Below are 15,172 nucleotides of genomic sequence, written 5' to 3' on the forward strand. Positions count from 1 at the left end.
ATAAGTAAAAAGTCGTTACCGATTTATTCGGTAACGACTTTTTTTGTACAGATCAAAATAAGTAGAACGACATTTCCCAGGAAATAACGACATTTTTCATCAACAAAAAAATATGTAAAATTGAATTTTGCCTTCTTATTATGCAACAAAATTCGATTCTCCTCTCGCTTTATTAGTCAAAAAAGAATTGTTTTCTTTTTATGCAAATTTACTTTTATTTAAAATGTGTTAATATGCACAAAAAGGGGTGATGACTTGCTTATTAAGAAGCGTACAACGAATTATAAATATTTAGGAATGCAAATGCTTTATGAACGATTGCCAAATGATCATGCGATGAAGAATATCATTAATTCCAAAATAAAAGCAGCAGAAGCAGGTATTATAGGAGAAGCAACTGTAGAAGATGTATTTAAGAAACACGATTTCCCTTTTAACTATAATATTTTACATGATGTAAACTTGACTTCGAATGGAAAATTCCAGATTGATACACTATTCATATGTCAGTATTTTATAGTCATTTTAGAGTGTAAGAACATAGTGGGGAAATTGTATTTTGAAAGTAATCCACCTTGTTTGAAACGTGAATTAGACTCTGGAAAAGAGGATCCATTTCCATTTAGGAGTCCCGAAATGCAAGTAGATAGGAGCACTTATTTATTGAGGGAATGGTTGAACAAGCGTGGAATAAATATTCCGATTGTAGGTGTAATTATCTTTAGTAGTACAAAATCAATTGTGAAGAAAGCTCCAAACCATACGGCTGTTATTTATGCATCAAATATTCCTGTTTATATAAGAAAGTTACAAAGGCAGAAAGAATATTTAACTGTTGCTCAAATGAAAGAGGTATCCGAAACAATAATGCAACATAATCACCCTTATATTCCATATCCGATGTGTAAGAAATGGGGTATTGAACCGGCTGAGTTAATTAAAGGAGTTAAGTGTAATAAGTGCGGCAGATTCGAAATGGAAAAGAAGAGTAATGGATGGAATTGTTCCGTCTGTGGAAATATTGATAGATTAGCTCATCTATTTACAGTCCATGAGTGGTTTGCATTAGTTTCGCACAAGATTACAAATAAAGAGTGTAGGAACTTTTTATGTATAGAATCTCATCAGTTAGCAGGTAGAATATTGAATTCGATGAATCTTTCTAGAAAAGGAAAATCCAAAAACACTACTCACTATATCTTAGAATGGGAAAAATTAGATAACTGCAAAGGAAGAATAGATGAGAAATAGCATAGTTGAACAGTCGTATATCAAGTTTGGACACTCTCCTTCGATAAGTGGACAATCTAAAGCAGAAGTTGGACAATCGTCTAGTACTTGGACAATCTTTCGCTAAAGATGGACAATCTAATATAAAACTTGGACAATCTCCTTCGATAAGTGGACAATTCAAAGCAGAGGTTGGACAATCGCCTAGTACTTAGACAATCTCCTTCGATAGGTGGACAATCAAAAGCAGAAATTGGACAATCGCCTAGTACTTGGACAATCCCCATCGATAAGTGGACAATCTTTCGCTAAAGTTAGACAATTTTTCTCCCAACCTGGACAATCTCTCTCCAAACTCAGACAACTCATCGCAACTCCCACCCGCAACTCCACCATAAATTGATGAAAATGTTTATATAAGCTATCCTTATAAGGAATATTGAATTTGGAGGTTGGCTGGCTATGAAAAAAGAGACAGTTTGGTTTGAAGTAGAGGAAAATGAAAGCATCGCAGCATGTATAGAAAGAATGGAACAACAAGGCTTTCGAGTAGCGGGAAGAAAGGAAGAACCAATTTTTGCAGAAGTGGACGGACAACCAATCCCTGTTAAACAATTGATACTGTTAAAAGGTATTAAAGAAGAAAATATATAAAAATAATGTCAATAACCGAACAATTTATTTTTAGTTATATGCATTGTTCGTATTTTTGCATTGACGTGACTCATCAGTCTTGATAAAATATGATTAGCAACAGACAATTAGATCCCCATATATGCTAAAGAATTGGCTTTAGCGTTTCTACCAAGTCACCGTAAATGACAGGACTATGAGGGAAAGCAACTTTTGGATTATGCTAAGAGGATGTGTTTACGTATGTTATTAATGACACTAACTAAGCAACTAATTTCCTTAAGTAAACTGCTTTTCTTCCGTAGAGAGTAGTTTATTTAGGGAATTTTTTTGTTTGACGAAAGGACGAAAATAATGAACGCAAAAATTGGTGTAATTATGGGTAGTTCTAGTGATTGGGAAACAATGAAATATAGCTGTGAAATCCTGGATGAACTAAATATACCGTATGAGAAACGAGTCGTATCTGCACATCGTACGCCTGACCTAATGTTTGAATATGCAGAGCAGGCTCGTAAACGTGGAATACAAGTGATTATCGCGGGAGCTGGTGGAGCTGCACATTTACCAGGAATGGTTGCCGCTAAGACTACGCTTCCTGTTATCGGGGTCCCTGTCCAATCTAAAGCACTAAATGGATTAGATTCATTATTATCGATTGTACAAATGCCAGGGGGCGTTCCAGTTGCGACCGTAGCAATCGGCAAAGCAGGGGCAACGAATGCCGGATTACTTGCTGCTCAAATTCTTTCGATCAATGATGGAGAAATAGCAGAAAGATTAGAAAAACGTAGAGAAGAAACGAAAAACAAAGTATTTGAAAGTAACGGTGATCTTCAATGACGAAAGTAATTTATCCTGGACAAACAATCGGTATTATCGGTGGTGGACAACTCGGTCGTATGATGGCGTTGGCTGCAAAAGAGGCTGGTTATAAAATAGCTGTACTTGAACCCACAATGGATTCGCCATGTGGCCAAGTCGCAGACATTCGCATTGTTGCAGCTTATGATGATGAAGCTGCTTTAGAAGAACTAGCAGAAGTGAGCGACGTAATTACCTATGAATTTGAAAATATCGATTATGACGGTTTGAAACGATTATCACAAATTGCATATGTTCCTCAAGGTGCCGAACTTGTAAAAATTACGCAAGATCGCATACTAGAAAAAACAGAACTTCAGGCTGCTGGCGTACCAATTGCGAAATTTGTCGAAGCAAGTACTTTTGAGGAACTGGAACAGCGAATTGATGAGGTTGAATTTCCTTGTGTCGTAAAAACTTCACGTGGGGGATACGATGGCAAAGGACAACAAACCATACAATCCAAAGAGGACCTACCACTTGCTAAAACGCTATTTGAACATTCTGCTTGTATTGCCGAGGCATTTGTTCCTTTTACGAAAGAAATATCGGTTATCGTACAGCGTAATGGAGATGGACAAACATACTGTCTTCCAATCGGTGAAAATATTCATGTAAATCATATTTTGCACGAAACCATTGTCCCAGCACGTATAGATGAATCACTTAGAGAAAAAGCGATTAAAGCGGCTAATATGATTGCCAATCATTTAAATCTTGTTGGTACGCTTGCAGTGGAAATGTTCGTGTTAGACGACGAAGAAATATTGATAAATGAATTAGCACCTAGACCACATAACTCGGGTCACTATTCTATAGAAGCTTGTAATATTTCGCAATTCCATCAACATATTCGGGCAGTTTGTGGTTGGCCTTTACGTGAACCGAAGCTTTGGACAGACACAGTGATGGTAAATGTTTTAGGACAGCATGTTATATCATTAACAAACTCGATGACTAAGTATCCAAACTGGTCCGTTCACTTATATGGAAAAAGCGAAGCGAAAACAAATCGCAAAATGGGACATGTCACGATTCTTTCAACTAATATTGAGCAAACTATAGAAGAAATTGAAAAATCTAAAATCTGGTCTTAATACAGGAGGAACTTGAATGATCGAACGCTATACTCGCCCGGAGATGGGTGCAATCTGGACTGAAGAAAACAAATACAATGCTTGGCTAGAAGTAGAGATATTAGCTTGTGAAGCATGGGCCGAAATTGGGGATATTCCTAAAGAAGATGTAGTAGCACTTAGAAAAAATGCATCATTCAATGTAGAACGTATTTTAGAAATAGAACAAGAAACAAGACATGATGTAGTAGCTTTTACACGCGCTGTTTCTGAAACATTGGGAGAAGAGCGTAAATGGGTTCATTATGGTCTTACTTCTACTGATGTAGTAGACACGGCTCTTTCTTACTTAATCAAACAAGCAAACGTTATTATCCGAAAAGATATTCAGAACTTTATCGAAATCTTGGAAAATAAAGCAAAAGAACATAAATATACAGTTATGATGGGACGTACGCATGGAGTACATGCAGAGCCTACAACATTCGGACTAAAACTTGCACTTTGGACAGAAGAGATGAAACGTAACTTAGAGCGTTTTGAAGCTGCTGCAAAAGTAATTGAAACTGGGAAAATGTCTGGTGCAGTCGGAACATATGCAAACATTGATCCATTTGTAGAGAAATATGTTTGTGAAAACTTAGGACTTGCAGCATCACCAATTTCTACACAAACATTACAGCGCGATCGTCACGCACAGTACATGAGCACGCTAGCTTTAATCGCAACTTCTATCGAAAAGTTTGCAACGGAGATTCGCGGGCTACAAAAGTCAGAAACACGTGAAGTAGAGGAGTTCTTTGCTAAAGGACAAAAAGGTTCTTCTGCAATGCCCCATAAACGTAATCCAATCGGTTCTGAGAATATGACAGGACTTGCAAGATTGATTCGTGGTTATATGATGACAGCGTATGAAAATGTCTCTTTATGGCATGAAAGAGATATCTCTCATTCTTCAGCAGAACGTGTTATCTTACCGGATGCAACCATTGCACTTAACTATATGTTAAATCGATTTAGTAACATCGTGAAAAACTTAACGGTGTTCCCAGAAAATATGAAACGTAATATGGATTCCACATTAGGTTTAATTTATTCTCAACGTGTACTACTGGCACTAATCGACAAAGGCTTAGCTCGTGAAGAAGCGTATGATACAGTGCAGCCGCTTGCCATGAAAGCTTGGGAATCGCAAACAGCATTCCGTACATTTGTAGATGCAGAAGAAAAAATCACTTCACTACTTTCTAAAGAAGAGCTGGATGATTGCTTTGATTACAACTATCACATTCAGCATGTGGATATGATTTTCGAGCGTTTAGGACTTAACTAATCGGAGGAATTCACAGTGGAAAAAGGTCGTCTATTATATGAAGGTAAAGCAAAACAATTATTTACAACAGAAGATGAAAATATTTTATTTGTATCTTATAAGGATAGTGCTACAGCTTTTAATGGAGAGAAAAAAGAAGAAATAGCTGGTAAAGGAATATTAAATAATAAGATCACAACTATTCTTTTCGATCAATTAAAAAAGCATGGAATTGATTCTCATTTTGTTGAGCAAATTTCGGAAAATGAGCAACTGGTAAGGAAAGTAGAAATTATTCCTCTAGAAGTAGTTGTTCGAAATGTAGCAGCAGGAAGTTTGGCAAAAAGATTGGGAATTGACGAAGGAACAACCTTAAAGCATTCGATTGTAGAGTTTTACTACAAAGATGATACGTTAGGGGATCCTTTACTTACAGATGCTCATCTTACATTGTTAGAACTTGCAACACCAGAGGAAATAGAGACGATCAAAATGAAAGCCCTAGAAATTAATAAAGTGTTACAGCCGATTTTTAAAGAAATCGGTGTAACACTAATTGATATGAAACTAGAATTTGGAAAAACTTTAGATGGTGAAATACTACTTGCAGATGAAATCTCTCCAGATACTTGTAGATTATGGGACGATGAAACAAATAACAAGCTCGATAAAGATGTTTTTCGACGTAACTTAGGTAATTTAACAGATGTTTATGAAATTATACTTTCCCGACTAGGAGGACTATTAAAATGAAAAAAGTTAAAGTATATGTGACATTACGTGAAAGTGTTTTAGATCCACAAGGTTCCGCAGTTATGGGTGCTCTTCACTCTATGAACTATAAAGAAGTTTCAGATGTTCGTATCGGAAAGTTTCTGGAGCTTCAAATCGAAGAGTCGGATCGTGATTTAGATACAACTGTTAAAGAAATGTGTGAAAAGCTCCTTACAAACACAGTAATCGAGGACTACCGTTATGAAGTTGAGGAGGTAGCTGGCAAATGAAGTTCGCAGTTATCGTTTTTCCAGGATCCAACTGTGATTTAGATATGTATCATGCGATTAAAGATGAGCTTGGAGAAGAAGTAGAGTACGTTTGGCATGATGAAACAGATTTAAGTGGGTTCGACGGTGTTTTACTACCAGGTGGCTTCTCTTATGGAGATTATTTACGTTGCGGAGCAATTTCTCGTTTCTCGAATGTTATGTCAGAAGTGGTAAAAGCTGCGGAAGCGGGTAAACCAGTTCTTGGTGTATGTAATGGATTCCAAGTGTTAACAGAAGCTGGTCTTTTACCAGGAGCATTACTTCGTAATAAAAACCTTAAATTTATGTGTCGTACGGTTGGTCTAAAAGTAGAAAACAATGAAACTCAATTTACTTCAGCTTATCAAAAAGGCGAAGTAATTCAAATTCCAATCGCACATGGTGAAGGTAACTATTATTGCGATGAAGAAACACTAACTCGTTTAAAAGAAAACAACCAGATCGTTTTCACCTATGCTTCTGAAAATCCAAACGGAAGTATCGAAGACATTGCGGGTATTATAAACGAAAAAGGAAACGTCCTAGGAATGATGCCTCACCCAGAGCGTGCTGCGAATGACATAATGGGTGGATCAGACGGGCTTGCATTATTCAAATCAATAGTGAAACAGTGGAGGGAATCTCATGTCAATCATGCTTGAACCAAATCCGGAGCAAATTAAGGAACAAAAAATATATACACAAATGGGAATGTCAGACGAAGAATTTGAAATGGCAGAAAAGATTATAGGACGTCTTCCAAATTACACAGAAACAGGATTGTTTTCGGTTATGTGGTCTGAGCATTGCTCATATAAAAACTCTAAGCCAGTATTACGTAAATTCCCTACAAAAGGACCACAAGTATTACAAGGTCCTGGTGAAGGTGCTGGAATCGTAGATATTGGCGACGGTCAAGCAGTTGTTTTCAAAATGGAATCACATAATCATCCATCTGCAATCGAACCGTATCAAGGGGCGGCAACTGGCGTTGGTGGTATTATCCGTGACGTATTTTCCATGGGAGCTCGTCCAATTGCGATGCTAAACTCTTTGCGTTTCGGTGAGTTAAAAACACCACGTGTGAAATACTTATTTGAAGAAGTTGTAGCTGGAATTGCTGGTTACGGTAACTGTATCGGAATTCCAACAGTTGGTGGGGAAATTCAATTTGATGATTGCTACGAAGGTAATCCACTAGTTAATGCTATGTGTGTTGGGTTGATTAACCATGAAGATATACAAAAAGGGATTGCAGCTGGTGAAGGTAATACAGTAATGTATGCCGGTGCAAAAACTGGTCGTGACGGTATTCATGGTGCAACATTCGCTTCGGAAGAATTAACAGAAACTTCGGAAGAAAAACGTCCAGCTGTACAAGTTGGGGATCCGTTTATGGAAAAACTTCTACTAGAGGCTTGTTTAGAAGTTGTAAAATCAGATGCACTAATTGGTATTCAAGATATGGGTGCTGCTGGATTAACTTCTTCATCAGCTGAAATGGCTTCGAAAGCTGGACATGGTGTGGAATTGAACTTAGACTTTATTCCACAACGTGAAACGGGAATGACAGCATATGAAATGATGCTTTCAGAATCACAGGAACGTATGTTAATCGTAGTGAAAAAAGGTCGCGAAGATGAAATCGTGAAGATTTTTGATAAATATGGCTTAGATTGTGTAGCTGTAGGTAAAGTAACGAATGATAAAATGCTTCGTCTGCTTCACAAAGGAGAAGTTGTGGCAGAAGTTCCGGCAGATGCGCTAGCTGAAGAAGCACCAGTATATTATAAGCCATCTTCTGTACCTGCTTACTTTACAGAATATCAAGGGATGGAAAATGTGGAACCGGTAGTCACAGATCATAAAGAAACACTTCTTAACCTATTAAAACAACCAACAATTGCTTCAAAAGAATGGGTTTATGATCAATATGACTATCAAGTTCGTACTAGTACAGTAGTAACTCCTGGTTCGGATGCAGCAGTAGTTCGTGTTCGTGGTACAAACAAAGGGTTAGCTATGACAACGGATTGTAACTCCAGATACATCTATTTAGATCCAGTAGTAGGCGGGAAAATTGCTGTAGCAGAAGCTGCGCGTAACGTCGTATGTTCTGGTGCAAAACCACTCGCTATTACAGATTGTCTGAATTTTGGTAATCCAGAAAATCCAGAAATCTTCTGGCAGCTTGAAAAATCTGCTGATGGTATTTCGGAAGCTTGTATCGCATTAGACTCACCGGTTATCGGTGGTAACGTATCGTTATATAACGAACGTAGCGGAACAGCAGTTTATCCAACACCAACGATTGGCTTAGTTGGACTAGTAGAAGATTTAGCACATGTAACAACACAAGACGTGAAGCAAGCAGGAGATCTCGTCTATGTAATTGGTGAAACAAAAACAGAATTCGGTGGATCAGAGCTTCAAAAATTAGTAGAAAAACGTATTTTTGGACAAGCACCTTCAATTGATTTAGAAGTGGAAGCAGCACGCCAAAAATCATTACTTTCCGCTATTAAATCTGGGGTTGTACAATCTGCTCATGATATTGCAGAAGGTGGACTTGCAGTTGCATTAGCAGAAAAAGCTTTCGGTGCAAATGGACTTGGCGTTGAAGTAACATTGAATGGTTCTGCAACAACAGCACTATTTAGTGAGTCTCAATCTCGTTTTCTTGTAACAGTTAAACCTGAAAATGCAGCTAAATTTGAAGCAATCGTAAATGACGCAGTTAAAATTGGTGCTGTAACAGATTCGAATAAAGTAGTAATTACTAACGAAGACGGAACTGAATGGATTAGCGGTTCTGTTGAAGAATTCCGTTCCGCTTGGAAAGGGGCAATACCATGCTTGCTGAAATCAGAGGCTTAAACGAAGAATGTGGTGTTTTCGGAATTTGGGGGCATCCAGATCCTGCACCAATTAGTTATTATGGTTTGCACGCATTACAGCATCGAGGTCAAGAAGGTGCTGGAATCGTTGTAACAGATGGAGAATTTTTGCGAGCTGTCAAAGGTGAAGGCTTAGTAAATGATGTATTCAGTAATGGAAAGCTTGAAAAACTACAAGGAAAAGCTGCAGTTGCACATGTTCGTTACGCAACTGCAGGTGGATCTGGACTTGAAAATGTGCAGCCACTTCTTTTTAATTCGACTACTGGCAGTCTTGCAATCGCTCATAATGGCAACATCGTCAATGCAGGCCGTTTAAAACGTAGTTTAGAACAGCAAGGTAGTATTTTTCAAACAACTTCTGATACAGAAGTAATTGCTCATTTGTTAAAGAAAAGTCATTATAATTCTTTGGTGGAACGTGCGAAAGAAGCGTTAAGATTATTAGACGGTGCGTTTGCAGTTGTTATATTGACAGAAGATAAATTATTAGTAGCTCAAGATCCACATGGGATGCGTCCGCTTTCGTTAGGAAAATTAGATGGTGCTTGGGTAGTAGCTTCGGAAACAAGTGCATTTGATTTAATCGGTGCAGAAGTTATTCGTTCAGTTGAACCTGGTGAACTACTTATTATTAATGATGAAGGTGTCCGTTCAGAACGTTTTTCAGAGCCAGCAGAACGAGCAATTTGTACAATGGAGTATGTGTATTTCTCTCGTCCCGATTCGAATATAGATGGAATCAATATACACATGGCAAGAAAACGTCTAGGGAAACAACTTGCAAGCGAAATTCAAATAGATGCAGATATTGTTACTGGCGTGCCAGATTCTAGTATTTCGGCAGCGATTGGATTTTCAGAAGCTTCTGGTATTCCATATGAAATGGGCCTTATTAAAAACCGCTATGTAGGGCGTACATTTATTCAGCCCTCACAAGATTTACGTGAGCGTGGAGTGAAGATGAAACTTTCACCGGTACGTCAAGTGGTGGCAGGTAAACGTGTGGTCATGGTGGATGATTCGATTGTACGAGGTACAACTTCCAAACGTATAGTAAAAATGTTAAAAGACGCTGGAGCCAAAGAAGTGCATGTTGTCATTAGCTCTCCTCCATTAAAAAGTCCTTGTTTTTACGGAATTGATATTAGCACAGATTCGGAACTCATTGCTTCGAATAATAGTATAGAAGAAATGTGTGAACTGATTGGTGCGGACTCTCTTTCCTTTTTATCAGTAGAGGGCATGGTAGGCGCGATTGGACGAACGGATGAAGGAAAAAATTGTGGGCACTGTCTAGCTTGTTTTACTGGGGAGTATCCGACTCCGATTGCTCCGAATACGAAATTACCACATGAAAAAGAGCTTGTTCGATAGGAGGATTTTACATGTCAAAAGCATATGAAAAAGCAGGCGTTAATATCGAAGCCGGCTATGAAGCAGTTCAGCGAATGAAATCGCATGTCGAACGGACAGCTAGAAAAGGTATCATGGGTACTTTTGGTGGGTTCGGTGGTATGTTCGATTTGTCTTCATTAAATTATAAAGAGCCTGTCCTTATTTCGGGTACAGATGGTGTTGGTACGAAGTTAAAATTAGCGTTTATGACAGATTCACACGATACGATTGGTATAGACTGTGTGGCTATGTGTGTAAATGATATTGTAGCACAAGGTGCGGAGCCATTGTTTTTCCTTGATTATGTTGCAGTTGGAAAAGCAGTTCCTGAACGTATTGAACAAATTGTTAAAGGCGTTGCTGATGGTTGTGTTCAATCCGGAGCAGCATTAATCGGTGGAGAAACAGCTGAAATGCCAGGTCTATATGAGGAAAATGAATATGATCTAGCAGGGTTTGCAGTTGGCGCTTGTGAAAAATCTAAAATTGTAACAGGCGAAAAAATAACTGAAGGAGACGTGCTAGTGGGTATTGCTTCTAGTGGTGTCCATTCTAATGGTTATTCTCTTGTACGTAAAATAGTATTTGAAGAGCAAGGCTATTCTGCTGACACAGTAGTTGTAGGTTATGAAGAGCTTGGAGAAATCGGAAAAGCACTTCTTACACCAACAAAGATTTATGCAAAGCCTGTAATGGAAATGCATCAAGAGCTTTCTATTCACGGCATGGCACATGTAACAGGTGGAGGGTTCTATGAAAACTTACCACGTATGATGCCTGAAGGATTAGCGGTAGAGGTAGATTTAGGGTCATGGGAAGTACTACCTATTTTCAACATGCTAAAAGAAAAAGGCGAGCTTACGGATCGTGATTTATATAACGTATTTAATATGGGAATTGGTTTTGTATTAGCATTATCTGAAGAGGAAGCCGCAAAAGCAATTACCATTGCAGAAAATCACGGGGAAAAAGCATACACAATTGGTCGTGTTGTGAAAGGTGAAGGTGTCTTGTTCAACGGAACGCATGACGGGAGTTTAGTGTAATGATTGGAAAACCGAAATTTGCAGTATTTGCATCAGGAAGCGGAAGTAACTTTCAAGCAATCCATGATGCAGTGGAAGCTGGACATTTATCTGGAACAATAGCACTTGTAGTGACAGATAAGCCAGATGCCTTTGTAGTAGAACGTGCACGTATTGCAGGTATTGAAACTCTTGCCATTAAGCCTTCTAGCTTTTCTTCTAAAGTAGCTTATGAACAAGAAATTTTACAAAAGCTAAAAGAGCTTGAAGTAGAGTGGATTGTTCTTGCAGGATATATGCGTTTAATCGGGAATGTTTTGCTTGAGGCGTATTCTAGCCGGATTATCAATATTCACCCTTCTTTATTGCCTTCATTTCCAGGAAAAGATGCAATCGGACAAGCGATGGCACATGGAGTGAAGTTAACGGGAGTGACTGTTCACTACGTGGATGCTGGGATGGATACTGGTCCGATTTTAGCGCAAGCAGCAATAGAAGTAGTGGACGGCAATAGAGAGAAAACCGAAGAACGTATTCATGCAGTAGAGCATGAGTTATATACGAAAACATTACAAAAATTATGGAGCCGGTAGACTTTACCGGCTTTTATTACTTAAACTAAAGGAGGAAATAACGTGTCAAAACGTGCTTTACTTAGTGTTTCAGATAAATCAGGAATTCTCGAATTTGCAAAAGAGTTAGAACAGCTTGGTTATGAAATTTTATCAACTGGTGGTACAAAGGCATTTTTAGAACAAAATGGAGTAGCAATCACATCCGTAGACTCTGTAACAAACTTTCCGGAAATATTGGATGGTCGTGTAAAAACTTTAAACCCAATGATTCACGGAGGATTATTAGCAAAACAAGACGATCCTGCACACCAAGCACAATTAGAAGAACATCAAATCACTCCGATCAACGTCGTATGTGTCAATTTATATCCTTTCCGCGAAACTATTTCTAAACCAGATGTTGCATTCGAGGATGCGATTGAAAATATCGATATTGGCGGTCCATCTATGTTACGTTCTGCAGCAAAAAATCATCAATATGTAACAGTAGTAACAGATGCAACAGACTATGCAGAAGTGTTAGACCAATTAAAAGAAACTGGTGAAACGAAACTTGAAACACGTCGCAAGTTAGCTGCAAAAGTGTTCCGTCACACAGCTGCGTACGATGCGTTAATCGCTAGTTACATGACAGAGTTAACTGGTGAGGAATTCCCTGAACTTTTAACACTTACATATGAGCGTAAACAAGCGTTACGTTATGGAGAAAATCCACACCAAAAAGCAGCATTCTACAAACGTCCACTTGGATCAGATTTCTCGATTGCTTCTGCAACCCAATTACACGGGAAAGAACTTTCTTATAATAATATTCAAGATGCCAATGCTGCTATCCAGATTGTAAAGGAATTCGAAATTCCAGCAGCGGTTGCAGTAAAACATATGAATCCTTGTGGCGTTGGAACAGGCGAAACTATTTCTGCAGCTTTTGATAAAGCATACGAAGCGGATTCAACATCGATTTTCGGTGGAATTGTTGCATTAAACCGTGAAGTAGATGCCCAAACTGCAAAAGTGCTTGCAGGTATTTTCTTAGAAATCATTATCGCTCCTTCTTTTTCAGAGGAAGCAATTGCTATGTTAACGGCAAAGAAAAATATTCGTTTACTGACAATTACATTTGAACAAACGAAAATAGATGCTTGGAATACAGTTTCTGTAGAAGGAGGATTATTAGTTCAATCACCTGATACATACGGATTAAAAGATGCTGATTTAAAAGTAGTAACAGACCGTGAACCAACTGCAGAAGAATGGAAAGCATTAGAGCTTGGCTGGAATGTTGTAAAACATGTAAAATCTAACGCGATTGTAGTAGCTACGGAAGATATGACAATTGGTGTTGGTGCTGGTCAAATGAACCGTGTAGGATCCGCGAAAATTGCATTAGAACAAGCTGGAGGACGTGCAAAAGGAGCAGGACTTGCATCGGATGCATTTTTCCCAATGAACGACACAGTAGAAACTGCTGCAAAGGCTGGTATCACTGCAATCATTCAAACTGGTGGATCTGTAAAAGATCAAGACTCCATCGACAAAGCAAATGAATACGGAATCGCAATGGTATTCACTGGCGTTCGTCATTTCAAACATTAAAGGAGGCGCATCGAATATGAATATTCTCGTAATTGGAAGTGGCGGTCGTGAGCATGCCATTGCAAAGCAATTCAATAATTCACCTTCGGTAAAAAAAGTATTTGTAGCCCCTGGAAATGCAGGTATGGGAAATGATGCAGAAATCGTGCCGATCGATGTCATGGCATTTGAAGAATTAGCAAGCTTTGCAAAAGAAAATAATATCGATTTAACGTTTGTTGGACCTGAGCAACCACTAGCTGGCGGAATTGTTGACCATTTTGAAGCACAAGACCTTCGCATTTTTGGACCAACGAAAGCTGCTGCCCAAATTGAAGGAAGTAAATCATTTGCGAAAGAATTAATGAAAAAATACAACATCCCGACTGCTGCTTATGAAACTTTTACAGAAGTTGAAAAAGCAAAGGCATATATCAAAAAACTAGGTGCTCCAATAGTTGTAAAAGCAGATGGACTAGCTGCTGGAAAAGGTGTCGTAGTTGCCATGACAGTAGAAGAAGCAAATAACGCAGTAGAGGACATGATTGGTAACCAATTTTTTGGTGAATCATCCTCTCGTGTTGTAATTGAAGAGTTTCTAGACGGCGAAGAGTTTTCGTTTATGTCATTTGTTCATAATGGACAAATTTATCCAATGGTTATTGCACAAGATCATAAACGTGCGTATGACGGAGATAAAGGTCCGAACACAGGTGGTATGGGAGCATACTCTCCTGTTCCACAAATTTCTTCAGAAGTCGTGGATACTGCTTATGAAACAGTTGTAGTACCGACAGTAAATGCGATGACAGAAGAAGGAACATCATTTACAGGTATTTTATATGCTGGACTAATCTTAACAGACGAAGGACCAAAAGTAATCGAGTTCAACGCTCGTTTTGGTGATCCAGAAACACAAGTCGTGTTACCACGAATGACTAGTGACTTCGGTGAATTCATGGTGGCATTAATGGATGAAAAATCGTTTCAGCTAGAGTGGTCTGAAAAAGCGATGCTAGGTGTAGTAATTGCCTCAGAGGGCTATCCAGCAGATGTGAAGAAAGGTGCTAGACTTCCTAATCTTTCAGTTCTTGAAGAGGCTGGTCTTGCCGTCTTTCACGCGGGCACAAAAGCCGATGGAGAGGATTTTGTTGCAAACGGCGGGCGTGTAATATTAGTAGCTGCAAGCGAGTCTACACTTTTAGAAGCACAACAAAAAGTATACAAGGGCTTGTCTAAGTTAGAATGGGAAGGTTTGTTTTTCCGAACAGATATCGGCTGGCGAACGTTTCAATAATTTGAAAAGGATATCTCCGGTATTGGGGATATCCTTTTTTATTGGATATTGGGAAACTGCGCGGCTGTTATCGACTCTCACTTCAAGTAAATTTGTTATATTAAGAAATGGTTGCTTCCACTAGCAATTTGGTTCCCTTTATGCTGATTTAGTTGCTTTCTGAAGAGCATTGATTGCTTTCAATGACTGACTAGTGACTGGTTGTTCTTATCCATTAACTGGATGAGAGTGAGTCGAGATTCCTCACGTTATAGGGAAACTGCGT

The 15,172-nt window shown here is 38.7% G+C and carries 15 protein-coding genes and 1 riboswitch; all 15 genes read left to right on the forward strand.

Annotated features, from left to right (window positions below):
* The first annotated feature begins 255 nt into the window (after window positions 1-255).
* The 15 genes from OR571_RS07780 (at window position 256) to purD (ending at window position 14,907) form a co-directional block, all read left to right on the forward strand.
* On the forward strand, window positions 256-1,251 hold the full coding sequence (locus tag OR571_RS07780; RefSeq protein WP_282242265.1) for a nuclease-related domain-containing protein: 996 nt from the start codon (window positions 256-258) through the stop codon (window positions 1,249-1,251).
* A 47-nt stretch (window positions 1,252-1,298) separates the two neighbouring features.
* Window positions 1,299-1,445: a hypothetical protein gene (locus tag OR571_RS07785; protein WP_282242266.1), complete on the forward strand. Its 147-nt coding sequence runs from the start codon at window positions 1,299-1,301 to the stop codon at window positions 1,443-1,445.
* Window positions 1,446-1,692: 247 nt separating this feature from the next.
* The gene (locus tag OR571_RS07790) at window positions 1,693-1,884 is read left to right on the forward strand and encodes an NETI motif-containing protein (protein ID WP_282242267.1); all 192 of its coding nucleotides are present in this window, start codon (window positions 1,693-1,695) and stop codon (window positions 1,882-1,884) included.
* 95 nt (window positions 1,885-1,979) lie between these two features.
* Window positions 1,980-2,080: riboswitch (purine riboswitch) on the forward strand.
* A 137-nt stretch (window positions 2,081-2,217) separates the two neighbouring features.
* Complete coding sequence (gene purE, locus OR571_RS07795; RefSeq protein ID WP_282242268.1) at window positions 2,218-2,706, forward strand: 5-(carboxyamino)imidazole ribonucleotide mutase; 489 nt, start codon at window positions 2,218-2,220, stop codon at window positions 2,704-2,706.
* Window positions 2,703-3,824 (forward strand): 5-(carboxyamino)imidazole ribonucleotide synthase, encoded by a 1,122-nt coding sequence (purK, locus tag OR571_RS07800; protein ID WP_282242269.1) that lies wholly within the window; start codon window positions 2,703-2,705, stop codon window positions 3,822-3,824. Before purE ends, purK begins: the two co-directional genes overlap by 4 nt.
* A 16-nt stretch (window positions 3,825-3,840) precedes the next feature.
* The gene (gene purB, locus OR571_RS07805; protein WP_282242270.1) at window positions 3,841-5,136 is read left to right on the forward strand and encodes an adenylosuccinate lyase; all 1,296 of its coding nucleotides are present in this window, start codon (window positions 3,841-3,843) and stop codon (window positions 5,134-5,136) included.
* 15 nt (window positions 5,137-5,151) lie between these two features.
* Window positions 5,152-5,868 carry a phosphoribosylaminoimidazolesuccinocarboxamide synthase gene (purC, locus tag OR571_RS07810; protein ID WP_282242271.1) on the forward strand — a complete coding sequence of 239 codons (717 nt, stop codon included), beginning with the start codon at window positions 5,152-5,154 and terminating at the stop codon, window positions 5,866-5,868.
* On the forward strand, window positions 5,865-6,119 hold the full coding sequence (gene purS / locus OR571_RS07815; RefSeq protein WP_142541061.1) for a phosphoribosylformylglycinamidine synthase subunit PurS: 255 nt from the start codon (window positions 5,865-5,867) through the stop codon (window positions 6,117-6,119). Before purC ends, purS begins: the two co-directional genes overlap by 4 nt.
* Window positions 6,116-6,802: a phosphoribosylformylglycinamidine synthase subunit PurQ gene (gene purQ, locus OR571_RS07820; protein WP_282242272.1), complete on the forward strand. Its 687-nt coding sequence runs from the start codon at window positions 6,116-6,118 to the stop codon at window positions 6,800-6,802. The genes purS and purQ overlap by 4 nt, the downstream gene beginning before the upstream one ends.
* Complete coding sequence (gene purL / locus OR571_RS07825; RefSeq protein WP_282242273.1) at window positions 6,786-9,017, forward strand: phosphoribosylformylglycinamidine synthase subunit PurL; 2,232 nt, start codon at window positions 6,786-6,788, stop codon at window positions 9,015-9,017. Before purQ ends, purL begins: the two co-directional genes overlap by 17 nt.
* Complete coding sequence (purF, locus tag OR571_RS07830) at window positions 8,993-10,414, forward strand: amidophosphoribosyltransferase (RefSeq protein ID WP_282242274.1); 1,422 nt, start codon at window positions 8,993-8,995, stop codon at window positions 10,412-10,414. Before purL ends, purF begins: the two co-directional genes overlap by 25 nt.
* An 11-nt stretch (window positions 10,415-10,425) precedes the next feature.
* The gene (purM, locus tag OR571_RS07835; RefSeq protein WP_282242275.1) at window positions 10,426-11,481 is read left to right on the forward strand and encodes a phosphoribosylformylglycinamidine cyclo-ligase; all 1,056 of its coding nucleotides are present in this window, start codon (window positions 10,426-10,428) and stop codon (window positions 11,479-11,481) included.
* Window positions 11,481-12,053 (forward strand): phosphoribosylglycinamide formyltransferase, encoded by a 573-nt coding sequence (gene purN, locus OR571_RS07840; protein WP_282242276.1) that lies wholly within the window; start codon window positions 11,481-11,483, stop codon window positions 12,051-12,053. The genes purM and purN overlap by 1 nt, the downstream gene beginning before the upstream one ends.
* A 42-nt stretch (window positions 12,054-12,095) precedes the next feature.
* Window positions 12,096-13,631 (forward strand): bifunctional phosphoribosylaminoimidazolecarboxamide formyltransferase/IMP cyclohydrolase, encoded by a 1,536-nt coding sequence (purH, locus tag OR571_RS07845; protein ID WP_282242277.1) that lies wholly within the window; start codon window positions 12,096-12,098, stop codon window positions 13,629-13,631.
* A 16-nt stretch (window positions 13,632-13,647) separates the two neighbouring features.
* Window positions 13,648-14,907 carry a phosphoribosylamine--glycine ligase gene (gene purD, locus OR571_RS07850; protein WP_282242278.1) on the forward strand — a complete coding sequence of 420 codons (1,260 nt, stop codon included), beginning with the start codon at window positions 13,648-13,650 and terminating at the stop codon, window positions 14,905-14,907.
* Window positions 14,908-15,172: the final 265 nt, after the last annotated feature.

It is taken from the genome of Psychrobacillus sp. NEAU-3TGS (genome assembly GCF_029955155.1).
In the GTDB taxonomy this organism is placed as follows: domain Bacteria; phylum Bacillota; class Bacilli; order Bacillales_A; family Planococcaceae; genus Psychrobacillus.